We start from the raw sequence: 12,047 nt of genomic DNA, 5'->3' as shown, positions 1-12,047 counted from the left end.
ACTGCGGTTACTCGGGCCACCCTAAAACATTTGCTATCGATGAGGCTCAGCGCGAGCACACGGAAAGCGTAGTGTATTTCCGAAGGCTGATGGATGAATCACTAATATAACGAACTATGTAGGAAATCAACATAGATGTTAGTGCAGACTTATAGATTATCTGTCATAAACAATAAACTTAGGAAAGCCTTTTTAAAAAATGGAAACTGAGCCAAGTAAAATCGGCTCAGTTTTTAGTTGTGGCGCACATCTAGAAACAGCCACGTCCTCTCTAGACCTAGCGGTAAAAGAACGTCACGTCGAAACTTTTCTAAGTGGGCCTAGCTGAACAAAAGGTGCTCCGAGCTTTTGTTATTTTAATTAATTCCACTTGAATATGCTGTATATTTCAGCTTAAATAAATAGTGTGATACGATATTCTGTAATATAGTACATATGGTGAAAAATTAATTTTGGAGAGGGATGAGTATCATTGCATGCATTTGTACACGAAGGAAACGAATTAATCTATAAAAATTTAAACGACCCCGTTATAGAAAAAGGAAAAGTTATTATTGCTCTAAGAGCAGCTGGCCTCAATCATAGAGATTTAAATATACCTAGTAGACGTGGTGAAAATTCAATTCCACTTGTGTTAGGATCTGACGGGGCAGGTGTAATTGAACAGGTAGGGGAAGGAGTAAAAGAGCTTACTATTGGTGATGAAGTCATTATTAACCCAGGGTTAGGTTGGGAGAAAAATAGCGACGCCCCTCCTAAAGGTTTTGAAATACTTGGTATGCCTGATAATGGTACATTTGCGGAGAAAATAGTAATTGATGCAAAACAGGTTGAAAAAAAACCGGACCATTTAAATTGGGACGAAGCAGGTGTATTAGCATTACCTGCGTTGACAGGCTATCGAACATTGTTTACGAAAGCACAAGTGAAAAAGGGCGATACTATTTTTATTCCTGGAGCAGGTAGTGGAGTTGCAACTTACTTGATTCAATTCGCTAAAGCTGCCGGTGCTAAAGTAATTGTTACTTCCAGAAGTAAAGAAAAATTAGGAAAGGCGAAAGAAATTGGTGCTGATTTAGCAATTGATACACACGAAGATTGGGAAAGCTTACTTAGAAATGAAACAATTGATATTGTAATTGATAGTGTTGGAAGAGCAACGTTTAATCGATCACTTTCTGTATTGAAAAAAGGAGGAAAAATGATTACGTTTGGTTCCACTACAGACGATGAAATTACGATTAATATTCGTCAATTTTTCTACGGGCAATATCAGCTTTTCGGTTCTACAATGGGAAGTACAGAAGAATTTAAAGAGATGCTTGATTTTATTAGTAAGCATCAAATCAAACCCGTTGTCGATCATGTCTTTCCATTAAACAATACACAAGCAGCGTTTGATTACCTACGTGCAGGTAAACAATTTGGAAAGGTAGCTATAAGCATTAATCGCTAAGAAAGGGTGTTAAACGATCAATTGCCTTTTGTAGCTTTTGACTATTTTTTGTGTACATTTGTTTTGCTTGTTTATTTTGTGTAGATAATGCAAAGATTTCCATATCTGCCTGCATCTTTTTCGTGGTTGCAAGCAGTAATGGCTTTTCTTGGGGGGCAGGTACTTGTAATTTGTCATCAAATAAATCAACAGTTAATTGTCCGAAAGAATCAACTTGAGCTAAGTACACATTTTCTACAGAAACACCAAGTTTTTCAAACTCTGTTTCAAGCCATTTGACGCTAAAACCACCCGTCGCTAATGGTTCGTAAAGGATTTCACCATCCATTACAACCGTTTGTGGTTCTTTTATCGGTGCAACTGTTATACCTAAATCTTTAGGTGTTAATGGTTGTTTTTCTTTTTTGGGTAAAACACTTATGTCACCATCAGCTTCTAGAACTGCAAATTCAACATCTGCTACTTGGAAGACGTTTTTGTTTCGTAATTGTTGCAATAAATCATCTGAACTATATTTTTCTTTCTTTAGATTGTCTTCCATTACTTTCCCATCTTTAATAAAAACTGTTCCTTTTCCTCTAACCAAATCTCGAACTGGTTTACTTTTAATTGCAAGTAACACCAATAAAAATGGAATGATAAACCAAATACCTAGACCAATAATTCCATGCCAAAAAGGAGTTATTAACCCTATGGAGACGGTAGCTGCTATGACAGATATAACTAAGCCTATTAAATATTCAAAAACACTTAATTGAGATAAATGTCTCTTACCAAATAACTTGGCAATAATAAAGATTACGACGATTAGACTTGTTGATCGAATGACAACATTGACCCACTCCGGCATGTGATACTACCTCCTTAGTAATAATTTTATTGATCAAAATCCTTTATATTGCTCTTCTTGTCTTTCCATTTCACCAACACGAGTGTGTAAGTCCTTTTGTATATCATGCATTATTTCCATTGTTTCATGAAATGATTGTTGTGCTTCTTTGCTTTGTGATCGAATAGCAAGGCTAGATAAATTCGCCTCGATACTTTTAATGCTTGCTAAACTTTGTTTCACTTGTGATGCAACTGTCATTTAGATTGCGCCTCCTTATCCTTTTGGTTTGAAAAATATAGCGCCAATCATACCGAAAATTATGGCAGCAGAAATACCAGAGCTAGTAACCTCAAACATCCCTGTAACCACACCAATAACCCCATGTTTTTCTGCTTCTGCCATTGCTCCATGAACTAATGAGTTACCAAAACTAGTGATTGGGACAGTTGCTCCTGCACCAGCAAAATCAATTAGCGGTTCATATAAACCAAAACCATCTAATACTGCACCAGCAACTACAAGAGTGCTCAAAGTATGACCAGGGGTAAGCTTAAATACATCAAACATGATTTGACCGATAACACAAATAAGTCCCCCTACGATAAAAGCCCATAGAAATACCACATTATACACCTCCATTTTCAATTGATACAGCATGTGCTATACAAGGTATACTTTGATTTTGTTGAGAAGTTAAAGGAGAAAGGAGTGCTCCAGTCGCTACTACTAATATACGATTGAGTTCACCTTTTTTCATGCGATTTAAAAAGTGGCCATATGTTACAACAGCTGAACATCCAGCACCACTAGCTCCGGCAAGCACTGGTTGTCCTTCACGATAAATCGTTAAACCACAGTCAACAAACTTATCTTCATCAATATTTATCTCGTGTTTTTTAAAAAGGTCTAGTGAAACTTCCCGACCTATATGTGCTAAATCCCCTGTTATAATTAAATCATAATAAGAAGCATCAACACCACGTTCTTTTAAATGTGCTTCAATTGTATCAACAGCAGCGGGGGCCATTGCACCACCCATGTTAAAAGGATCACTCATACCCATATCAATAACTTTTCCAATCGTTGCAGAAGTTACACGCGGACCATTTCCTTTATTACTTAATAAAGCAGCTCCACCACCTGTGACGGTCCATTGGGAGGTAGGGGGTTTTTGACCACCATATTCGGTTGGGTATCTAAATTGTTTTTCCACAGCTGCGTTATGGCTAGATGCTCCTGTCAAAACATAGTTAGCACCGTTACCATTAACTAGAAATGCGCTTAATGCTAGACCTTCCATGGAGGTAGAGCATGCACCAAATAGACCGAAATATGGAGTGCCTAATGTTTTCGCGGCGAAGCTAGTTGGTGTAATTTGATTAATTAAATCCCCAGCCAAGAAAAATTGTACTTGTTCTTTTTGAATTCCTGCCTTTTCAATTGCCTTCTGACATGCTTCATCCATCAGTAACTTATGGGCTTTTTCAAAAGAATCTTGTTGCATCCAAAGATCGGAATGAAGTATGTCAAAATCATTCGCTATGTTACCATTTGCCTCAAATGGACCACCAACTGTGCCTGTTGATATAATCACTGGTTTTTGTTCAAATATCCACGTGCGATGTCCGGCTAGCATTATAATCCACCCCACTCGATTAAGATTGTTTTCACTAAAGCAATAATAAATGCAGAGAATACACCGAACAGTATGACTGAACCAGCTAGCTTAAACATGTTACCACCTACACCTAATACAAATCCTTCTGTTCGGTGTTCGATAGCAGCCGAAATTACTGCGTTACCAAATCCCGTTACGGGCACTGCTGTACCAGCTCCTGCAAACTGTGCCATGCGATCATACACTCCGAATCCAGTTAACAACATCGTAATAAATATAAGGGTAGCTACCGTAGGATTCCCCACAGTTTGTTCTGTGAAATCAAAAAAGTACATGTAAAAGGTGGATATTCCTTGTCCAATTGCACAAATGGTACCTCCAACTAAAAATGCTTTTATACAGTTTTTAAAGACAGGCCGTTTCACTTCACGTTTATTTGCAAAATCTTGGTATTGTTGTTGTGTTGGTGTTAGGTTTTTTTTCTTCTTGTTTGACATAGATTAAGTACCTCTCTTATCACGCTTGTTCATTCATAAGTTTCTTAATTTTATTAAATTGATCTTCTAATTCTTTTTTGTTAACTTTGTCTTCTTGAATTTTTAACTCAAGTTCATTTAGTTCAATGAAAATCTTTTTATCTGAAGACACTTCAATAGTAAGGTCAGGATAATTCTTTTCTAAGGATTTCGCTACCTCATCTTCCAAATTTTGTTCATTAAATTGTTCTATTTGAGTCACTTCAATTGCTAATAGCAAATCTTTATTTGTATTTACTCCTCGTACTCCGGTTACTTCACTTTTAGATTGTATAATTTCTTTCGCCTTATTAGTTATTGCTTGTTCGATATGTGTTTGCTTATTAATTTTCGTTATATTTTCATCTGAATCTTTCCTTACTATTCGATTATCATCTTCTGAATTACACCCTGAGAGCACAATTATTACTAATAAAATACTTAAAACTATTGTTTTTTTATACATAGATACATCACCTATTATTTAAAGTAAGTTAAATTACTGTTATTTTTAAAGAAAGTAGGGAAAAGGTTGGTACATAGACCAACCTTATTAATATTCTTTATTCTTGTTTGTACTGTGGTTCTTCTGATTCAATTTCCTGAACTCTTGGTTCAAGATTATTTAGAATAGATTGTGTTTGCTGAGCAGCATTTTGATACATTTTCTTTGCTTGTTGATTTTGTGTTTGAAACGAAAAAGTTTCAAAACTTGCTTGAGCACTTTTAAGTCCTGCTAGTGTTTGCTTCACTTGGCTGGCAACTGTCATGATGAATTCCTCCTCTAAAATAACGTTCAAGTATATAATGAGGATTTATTAGCTAATTTATTCCTACCAAAAAAAACCCAATAGCTTGAAAAGTCCTAAGTTAATAAAAATTTCAGACGAAAACCAATAAATTTCCATTTTTTTAAAAAAATGAAACTTATTCATACTTTCAAACGTCTTTATAGTATAAGAATAAATAGAAGTGGAGGGGAGTTTACTTGATTAAACGATTATTAATTATGGTTATTGTTGTTACTGTGTTAAGTATAGTTGGAGTATATTGGATGAAAGGGAGTACAAATGCAGAACTTGTAGGAACTGTAAAAGTAAGTGAACAACAAGATAATTTTATTGTACATATTAGAGTAGAAAATTCAGATGAAGGAATCAAAATTTTTAGGTCTCTTGAGTATATTGGACAAGAAATAGTAGTGATTGATCATAGAACTCCTTTAACTTCAGTAAATATAAATAAGCAAAATAATGATTTCACTGGAAGTCCAGTAACCAAGACTTTAGATCCGGGTGACATTTATCGACCGCAAGAAGCAATAGCTATCCCCGATGGAACACTTGATAAAGGAAAATCCACGATGTATGTACATACACAGTTTTTTATAGACGGTGAAGCGATTAATATAAAATCTGAAAAAGAATTAACTTTTGAATAAAAAAACCACTTTACATAATAATTGTGTAAAGTGGTTTTTTATTCTACTTTGAATCTTTATCTGATCGATCTTCAAAATGTTGCTTTATATACTTATTCAAGTGAATAGAATGTATGATTCTTATCATCGGTCGGACACTAAGTTGTGCACTACCAATAACGAAGAACCAGATGCCAATTGTTTTCCATGATTCGTAAAAGAAAAATATGCTTCCAATAAGAAACCATAATGATATTAAAAAATCATTAATATTATATAAGATTTGATAAGGTTTTTTAAAAAATAAATCATATTTCCCGAATCTAATTTCTAAGTAATCTCTATATCTTTTTGAGTCCATTAGACCATCCTTTCTAATGTACATAATTCTTTTTATGTATTAATACCACAAATTAACTATTTAAAACTATCATGGGTGTTTGATTTTCATTCACAAATTCGAATGAAAATCAAAAGGTCGTACTCCGAAACATTTAATCTAAATGTAATCTCTCGGTTAAAAAACACACTACTTTTTATGTGAGTAGTGTGTTTGTAAATGAAAAAAGTGGAAATAAATACTGGTATTTTTATTTTTATTAATCTAACTTAATAGTATGTGTCTTTGTTTCTCTTTCTGATTGTAACCACGCATTTAAAAGACTAGAATCCGGTTCCAAAACCTCTGGTATTGTTATAGTAACAGTTGTATTATCTTTCCAAGTTATGTGTTCGAAAGGCCATTGGTATTCAAAAAATCTCTTATCATTTGGGTTAGTAATATGTATAGAAATGAATTCGTTCATATCTATAATGATTGTTCTATTTTTCTCATAATCAGCGAGGTCTGAATTCCTGCTAAATACAAATAAAAGTTTATCATTATCTGGTGAAGGTATTAATTGTTGATATTTTGCTAAATCGGCTATTAGAAGAGAACGACCATCGTCATTACCTTGATCAAGCAATAAATAGGAGCAAGTGTTGTTCTGGCAAGAGAATTCTAATAAGTATAGTGTCTCGTTAGGTATTTCAAGTGGTAATAGATTCATATTATTTATTTCTATTTGTGAATTTTCAACACCATCTAAATAGTTTTTCAATATACCTACGCGCTCAAGATTTATTGTAACTATTTCATTTGGTAATTTAAATTCTAGTAATAATTCTTTTTCCTCATCATTGTTTTCTTCCAGTTCATTTTCAATAAGCGCTGGTTTTTGGTTGATATTATTTTCTGAAGAATCAATTTTAGTGATAGTAGGTGATTCCTCTGAACAAGCAACTAGAAAAAAAATAATTAAGACAAAAGACCCAATCCACTTCATTAATTCCAACTCCAATTTTTATTTATCGTAATCAAATTAACCATAATTTTGCAATAGAGGGAATGAAGAGAAGTATTATGGTTAGTTATATATTGAAAGCACATAGTATTTAGTATTAAAATTTTCTACTTTATTCTCTAAGCATAATACGTTGTTTGAAGTTTCATTTTAATTATATAGGATTTGCGCAATTATTCAAATAAATATGTAAATGTTTTCAAAACGATATTTCAATTTCTACGAGATTTTTAGCTGTTGGGACTGCGATTACTTACCTCATCGAACTCCTTTTACTTTTATATCAGGACTTAGAATTAAATTTCTGAGCCTGCACCGTCTAAGAAAATTGAACTGCATTATCAAAAAATCAACTAATCTTCGGATTAAATCAACTTGTGTATTGAAACAATAGGTTATCTGTTATAAACAACGAACTTATAGAATTCAGACTAACATAAAGGGGTTTCAAATAAGTTATAATTACTAATAGACAGGCGTGCGTTTTCTGATGATAGAATTCGTATGGTAAAATAATTTTATTAAGAAAAATTTGTTCGGTAATTATTCCTACCAGTAACTAAAAAGGAGAGATACTAAATATTTATGAAGACCTTCAAGCTAATTTCATTGGATGTGTTAGAAAAGGAGAATAATAAAGTAGTTGCGCATAGTGTACCATTATTAGATGGATTGATTATAGATCGTGAAGATGAAAAGAATCAGTGGGTGATTGAATTTTTGCTGAATTATTCAGAACTTGATTATTTTTTAGAGTTGAAAAATAAAAATGAATCTATTTTATTACGAGTGAAAATCACAAAGGAAAGTAATAGTCCTGCTACATTCTTATCTACCTTTATTGAAATAAATGATATGGGAAAGCACATTAATGTGCTTCTATTAAGTGAGTTATTCAACAAAAATAAAGGTATGGTTGAAACCGCCTTAAAAGATCTTATAGAAGAAGGGTATGAAGGAGATGAATTACTCAACAAGTTCAAAAAAAGAGTTTAACAAATTTATTTTTAAGTGGCTCATTGCCTTTTTTTGTTGTTGAGGGATGTTTTTTAAAAAATAAAAGGGTTTTTGCTGAATTTGCTCGAATAAATAATTAATAGTGGAAAATTTAGGTTTACAAAAATTATAAAATTCAAAATAATATTTCATACTATCACTTTATTTTGCAGAATTTTCAGGAGGATGGAGAAATGTCAAAATTAAATAAGGGTGAACAGTTACCAATACATCGAAGAATATTAGAGCATGTTCATGATGCTGTTTTATTTCTCCATGATGATGGCAAGATAATTGAAGGTAATAAAAACTCTTTTCAATTATTAGGCATTCCCAATGATGTAAAAACAATCAACGAAATTTTAGACTTTACACTAATCAAGGGTAAGCATGAAGCTGATTTAACAATACAAGTAGAAGAACACTCACTTCACGTCAAAAGCTTAATGTTACAAGAGGGAAAAATAGCACCAATATATGTATTAATATTTAGAGGTATTTCAATACATAGTAAGAGCAATCAAAATTTGGAACATATAGAGCAATTAAAAATGAAGAGCAAAGAAGGATTTGTTTTATTTGACGAAAATAAAATAATCGATTGTGATCGTTCATTTGCCCGTCTATTTAATCTTGATATATTAACACTGAAGCGTCTTTCATTTTATGATTTAATTAAGGTGAATCAATCTATATTAAAAAATAATCAATCTAAACAGTTAATATCTTTTAAACCAGATGGAACTAAATTCTATCTTGAAGTGGTCACTAATAAATATCCTATTCAAGGAACATTAATTCAAGCTGCAATTGTTCGAGATATTACAGACAGAGTTAAAAATGAAAAAACTATTGAATTTATGGCTTACTATGATGAATTAACAGATTTACCAAATAAAAATTTTTTTAACAAAGTATTGATTGATGCAATTGATTGTAGAAAGAATTCTAAGAAAACCTTAGCCGTTTATGTATTGGATTTAAATTACTTTAAAAAGATTAATGATACACTTGGTTTTTCATTTGGCGATCAGTTGTTAAAAGCTTTTTCCCTTCGATTAAAGGCATTGCTGGATGCTGACACATTCATTGCCAGAATGGACAGCGATGAATTTTTAATACTTAATACGAACGTGAAAAGTAATGTAGATGCATGTGAGTTTGCTAAAAAGGTCACGGACTTTTTTGAAAAGCCTTTCATAATTAATGAGCATGAGATGTATATTACAGTTAGCGTTGGTATCAGTTTGTTTCCAAATAACGGTAATAATGCATCTGATTTAATTATTCAAGCAGGTGCAGCTATGTCTACTATTAATGATAAATATAGAAACAATTATCAATTATTTGATAAATCGATTACCGAAGATCTGAAACAAAAACTTATCATTGAAACGGAGTTAAGGAGGGCACTAAAAGAAAACCAATTTAGGTTGTACTATCAACCACAAAAAAATGTTGAATCGAATAAAATCGTTGGTATGGAAGCTCTTATTAGGTGGAAACATCCAGAGGTAGGAGATATAACTCCGACTAAATTTATCCCTCTTGCAGAAAAGACCGGTTTAATATTTGAAATAGGTGATTGGGTACTTAAGGAAGCTTGTAGACAGAATAAAGAATGGCAAGTTCAGGGGTATCATCCAATTATTGTTGGGGTGAATTTGTCAGCTAAACAATTTCATCAACATGATTTAGTAGATAAGGTTGAAAAAACTCTTGCAGAAACAGGTTTAGAACCAAAGTATTTAGAGTTAGAAATTACTGAAAGTATAGCTATGGCACATGAAGAGTCAATTATAAAGAAATTGCAAAAATTACGACAAATAGGGGTCAAAGTCTCTATAGATGATTTTGGAACTGGTTATTCATCATTAAAGTATTTAAGTCTTTTTCCAATTAGTAAATTAAAAATTGATAAGCTGTTTATTAATGGGAAACAAAACCAAAATCGAGCAATTGTTAAATCAATTATTCATCTGTCGCATGCTTTAAAAATGAAAGTAATAGCAGAAGGTGTAGAAACAAATGAACAATTACTCTTTTTGAAAAAAGAGAAATGTGATGAAGTACAAGGTTTTTATTTCAGTAAACCTTTGCCATCCCCTCAGCTTGTTCATTTATTGACTAAGTAGCTCGTATTTATTTATGTTGAAAACACAAACCCTCTAGCCATGAGGGTTTGTGTTTGATTCTTTTTCTTTATATTGACTTAAGCATAAAAAGCAGTACCGACAATTATGAGTAAGATGAAGAGTACTACGATTAATGCGAAGGAGCTACCATATCCTCCACCAGTATATCCTCCGCACGCACCTGCATAACCCGGAGCTACATCATAGCCTGCATAAGGGTATCCATATCCAAAGTGTGACATTTACATACTCACCTCCTGAAAGATTACATTAATACTATATGGAATTATGTACAAATGTGTATAGACGAATTACCTAATTTGCAGAATAATGATTCAAGAATGGGCGGGTAGTTGTCATTAAGAAAAAATAAAAAGGCACAATCCAGAGAAGTAAGCATATTTTTCACAAAACAATTTTATCTTGAAGGTGAAAGGGAAAAGAAAAAGCCTATTTAGGCTTTTTCTAAAAAAATTCAAAGATGTCTAGCTCCAGTGCCTAACCCGCCTCAGGTCTATAGCTTGTTGAGATTGAGTAAGGCGCCCCCGAGCTTTTGTTCTTGTTTTTAAACATGTTATTCTATTCTCCATTTATACTTTTATTCATCTTGATAATCTTCAATTGATCATTTTCATATCCGATAAAAAAAGAGTAATTCCATGTTTCATTTTTAGTAGTTTGGTCAGATTTCCTTACTACGGTATTGGCTTGGAGTGTAATATTAACTAATGCACTTTCCTCTATAAATTCACTTTGTATATTATTGATTTCCGTTTCAACAACATGAATATAATTCTCTCTGAAAGACTGATAATCTGTCTTAGTTTGGAGTTCGCTTCCCAATAGCGCGTACGCATTTATATAATCTCTTATAGCCAAGCTATCAAAATAATAATCAATTATATATTGCGAATCTTTTTTAAACTGTTCAGGTTCAGTGTTTTTATTCAGGCTGGATTCGGAGAAAACTAAATCCATTCCATCAGCTTCTTCAGCCCATTCGTTTACTTTGTTTAGAACACTTCCAATTGGAATACTAAAACCAATTCCACCTTCGTCAGTGCCAGCTGAATTAATTGCTATTACTTTACCAGTCTGACGATTGATAAGAGGACCGCCACTGTTACCGTTAGTAATATTAGCAGAAATCTGGTAAACGTCATCATAATCATATCCATCGATAGAAAAAGTTCTGTTTGTTCCTGAAATAATACCTAGGGTAACAGAGTTTTGAAATCCTAGTGGACTACCAACTGCTATAATATCATCACCAATTTCGACATTATATGAATCATCTAAAATAGCAGGACTTTGATTTGCTAGTTGTGGGACTCTTATTAATGCAACATCTATTGATTCTCCAACCCCAATTACTGCCGCAGTATAAGTTTGTGCGTTTGCCATTTTTACTGTTATTGAATCTGCATCCTTTACAACGTGAGCATTCGTTATTATATCTCCTTTACCATTGTATAAGAAGCCAGATCCAATTTTTGTGCTTTCCTTTTTAGATGTCTCAATCTGTACAACATTTTTTTGAGCTTCATGAATAATTGACTTTAAATCTTTACTGTTTTTGTTTTCAGTCACTTGATTTGCTAATGTGTTTTTTAACTCAATTGGCTCCCCAGTCCATTGTTTGTTTATCATTACAATAGATATAACTCCTAGTGCTAATAGCAAAAAACTTAAAAGGATAGGGATATATATATGTCTTTTATTCATTGTC

At 32.9% G+C, this 12,047-nt stretch carries 15 protein-coding genes; 4 read left to right on the top strand and 11 right to left on the bottom strand.

Annotation, left to right across the window (positions count from 1 at the left end; genetic code table 11):
• The first annotated feature begins 472 nt into the window (after positions 1 to 472).
• The gene (locus tag QQS35_RS17235) at positions 473 to 1,456 is read left to right on the top strand and encodes a zinc-binding dehydrogenase (protein WP_285933469.1); all 984 of its coding nucleotides are present in this window, start codon (positions 473 to 475) and stop codon (positions 1,454 to 1,456) included.
• Here the strand turns inward: QQS35_RS17235 and QQS35_RS17230 are convergent.
• The 7 genes from QQS35_RS17230 to QQS35_RS17200 form a co-directional block, all read right to left on the bottom strand.
• Positions 1,446 to 2,306 carry a DUF421 domain-containing protein gene (locus tag QQS35_RS17230; protein WP_285933468.1) on the bottom strand — a complete coding sequence of 287 codons (861 nt, stop codon included), beginning with the start codon at positions 2,304 to 2,306 and terminating at the stop codon, positions 1,446 to 1,448. The genes QQS35_RS17235 and QQS35_RS17230 overlap by 11 nt on opposite strands.
• 33 nt (positions 2,307 to 2,339) lie before the next feature.
• Positions 2,340 to 2,546, bottom strand: coding sequence for a DUF1657 domain-containing protein (locus tag QQS35_RS17225; protein ID WP_285933467.1), 207 nt, complete (start codon positions 2,544 to 2,546; stop codon positions 2,340 to 2,342).
• Between the two features lie 15 nt (positions 2,547 to 2,561).
• Positions 2,562 to 2,912, bottom strand: a complete 351-nt coding sequence (gene spoVAE / locus QQS35_RS17220) for a stage V sporulation protein AE (protein WP_285933466.1) — start codon at positions 2,910 to 2,912, stop codon at positions 2,562 to 2,564.
• 1 nt (position 2,913) lies between these two features.
• Positions 2,914 to 3,924, bottom strand: a complete 1,011-nt coding sequence (gene spoVAD, locus QQS35_RS17215; protein ID WP_285933465.1) for a stage V sporulation protein AD — start codon at positions 3,922 to 3,924, stop codon at positions 2,914 to 2,916.
• Entirely contained in the window at positions 3,924 to 4,403 is a 480-nt protein-coding gene (spoVAC, locus tag QQS35_RS17210; RefSeq protein ID WP_285933464.1) for a stage V sporulation protein AC, read from the bottom strand. The genes spoVAD and spoVAC overlap by 1 nt, the downstream gene beginning before the upstream one ends.
• A gap of 19 nt (positions 4,404 to 4,422) precedes the next feature.
• Positions 4,423 to 4,887, bottom strand: a complete 465-nt coding sequence (locus QQS35_RS17205) for a hypothetical protein (protein ID WP_285933463.1) — start codon at positions 4,885 to 4,887, stop codon at positions 4,423 to 4,425.
• A 97-nt stretch (positions 4,888 to 4,984) separates the two neighbouring features.
• Positions 4,985 to 5,191, bottom strand: coding sequence for a DUF1657 domain-containing protein (locus QQS35_RS17200; RefSeq protein WP_285933461.1), 207 nt, complete (start codon positions 5,189 to 5,191; stop codon positions 4,985 to 4,987).
• Positions 5,192 to 5,409: 218 nt separating this feature from the next.
• On the opposite strand from QQS35_RS17200, the gene QQS35_RS17195 reads away from it, so the two are divergent.
• Entirely contained in the window at positions 5,410 to 5,862 is a 453-nt protein-coding gene (locus QQS35_RS17195) for a hypothetical protein (protein ID WP_285933460.1), read from the top strand.
• Between the two features lie 43 nt (positions 5,863 to 5,905).
• On the opposite strand, the gene QQS35_RS17190 is transcribed toward QQS35_RS17195, so the two are convergent.
• A complete protein-coding gene (locus tag QQS35_RS17190; protein ID WP_285933459.1) occupies positions 5,906 to 6,202 on the bottom strand; it encodes a YrhK family protein in 297 nt (98 codons plus the stop codon).
• Positions 6,203 to 6,440: 238 nt separating this feature from the next.
• Entirely contained in the window at positions 6,441 to 7,169 is a 729-nt protein-coding gene (locus QQS35_RS17185; RefSeq protein ID WP_285933458.1) for a hypothetical protein, read from the bottom strand.
• A gap of 603 nt (positions 7,170 to 7,772) precedes the next feature.
• Here QQS35_RS17185 and QQS35_RS17180 point away from each other — a divergent pair.
• Both QQS35_RS17180 and QQS35_RS17175 read left to right on the top strand, forming a co-directional pair.
• Positions 7,773 to 8,183, top strand: a complete 411-nt coding sequence (locus QQS35_RS17180) for a YwpF family protein (RefSeq protein WP_285933457.1) — start codon at positions 7,773 to 7,775, stop codon at positions 8,181 to 8,183.
• Between the two features lie 194 nt (positions 8,184 to 8,377).
• Positions 8,378 to 10,318 (top strand): GGDEF domain-containing protein, encoded by a 1,941-nt coding sequence (locus QQS35_RS17175; RefSeq protein ID WP_285933456.1) that lies wholly within the window; start codon positions 8,378 to 8,380, stop codon positions 10,316 to 10,318.
• A gap of 77 nt (positions 10,319 to 10,395) precedes the next feature.
• On the opposite strand, the gene QQS35_RS17170 is transcribed toward QQS35_RS17175, so the two are convergent.
• Together QQS35_RS17170 and QQS35_RS17165 are read right to left on the bottom strand one after the other, a co-directional pair.
• Positions 10,396 to 10,560 carry a YjcZ family sporulation protein gene (locus QQS35_RS17170; protein ID WP_285933455.1) on the bottom strand — a complete coding sequence of 55 codons (165 nt, stop codon included), beginning with the start codon at positions 10,558 to 10,560 and terminating at the stop codon, positions 10,396 to 10,398.
• 337 nt (positions 10,561 to 10,897) lie between these two features.
• Positions 10,898 to 12,043: a S1C family serine protease gene (locus tag QQS35_RS17165; protein WP_285933454.1), complete on the bottom strand. Its 1,146-nt coding sequence runs from the start codon at positions 12,041 to 12,043 to the stop codon at positions 10,898 to 10,900.
• Between the last annotated feature and the right edge of the window lie 4 nt (positions 12,044 to 12,047).

It is taken from the genome of Aquibacillus rhizosphaerae (assembly GCF_030282825.1).
Taxonomy (GTDB): domain Bacteria; phylum Bacillota; class Bacilli; order Bacillales; family Amphibacillaceae; genus Aquibacillus_C; species Aquibacillus_C rhizosphaerae.
This window is presented reverse-complemented; position numbering and strand designations above follow the sequence as displayed.

Excerpts from the sequence above, each read along its gene's own strand:
- QQS35_RS17190 (WP_285933459.1), bottom strand. The coding sequence starts at position 6,202 with ATGGACTCAAAAAGATATAGAGATTACTTAGAAATTAGATTCGGGAAA.
- QQS35_RS17200 (WP_285933461.1), bottom strand. The coding sequence starts at position 5,191 with ATGACAGTTGCCAGCCAAGTGAAGCAAACACTAGCAGGACTTAAAAGT.
- QQS35_RS17175 (WP_285933456.1), top strand. The coding sequence starts at position 8,378 with ATGTCAAAATTAAATAAGGGTGAACAGTTACCAATACATCGAAGAATA.
- QQS35_RS17185 (WP_285933458.1), bottom strand. The coding sequence starts at position 7,169 with ATGAAGTGGATTGGGTCTTTTGTCTTAATTATTTTTTTTCTAGTTGCT.
- QQS35_RS17180 (WP_285933457.1), top strand. The coding sequence starts at position 7,773 with ATGAAGACCTTCAAGCTAATTTCATTGGATGTGTTAGAAAAGGAGAAT.
- QQS35_RS17230 (WP_285933468.1), bottom strand. The coding sequence starts at position 2,306 with ATGCCGGAGTGGGTCAATGTTGTCATTCGATCAACAAGTCTAATCGTC.
- spoVAD (WP_285933465.1), bottom strand. The coding sequence starts at position 3,924 with ATGCTAGCCGGACATCGCACGTGGATATTTGAACAAAAACCAGTGATT.
- spoVAC (WP_285933464.1), bottom strand. The coding sequence starts at position 4,403 with ATGTCAAACAAGAAGAAAAAAAACCTAACACCAACACAACAACAATAC.
- QQS35_RS17165 (WP_285933454.1), bottom strand. The coding sequence starts at position 12,043 with ATGAATAAAAGACATATATATATCCCTATCCTTTTAAGTTTTTTGCTA.
- QQS35_RS17205 (WP_285933463.1), bottom strand. The coding sequence starts at position 4,887 with ATGTATAAAAAAACAATAGTTTTAAGTATTTTATTAGTAATAATTGTG.
- QQS35_RS17170 (WP_285933455.1), bottom strand. The coding sequence starts at position 10,560 with ATGTCACACTTTGGATATGGATACCCTTATGCAGGCTATGATGTAGCT.
- QQS35_RS17225 (WP_285933467.1), bottom strand. The coding sequence starts at position 2,546 with ATGACAGTTGCATCACAAGTGAAACAAAGTTTAGCAAGCATTAAAAGT.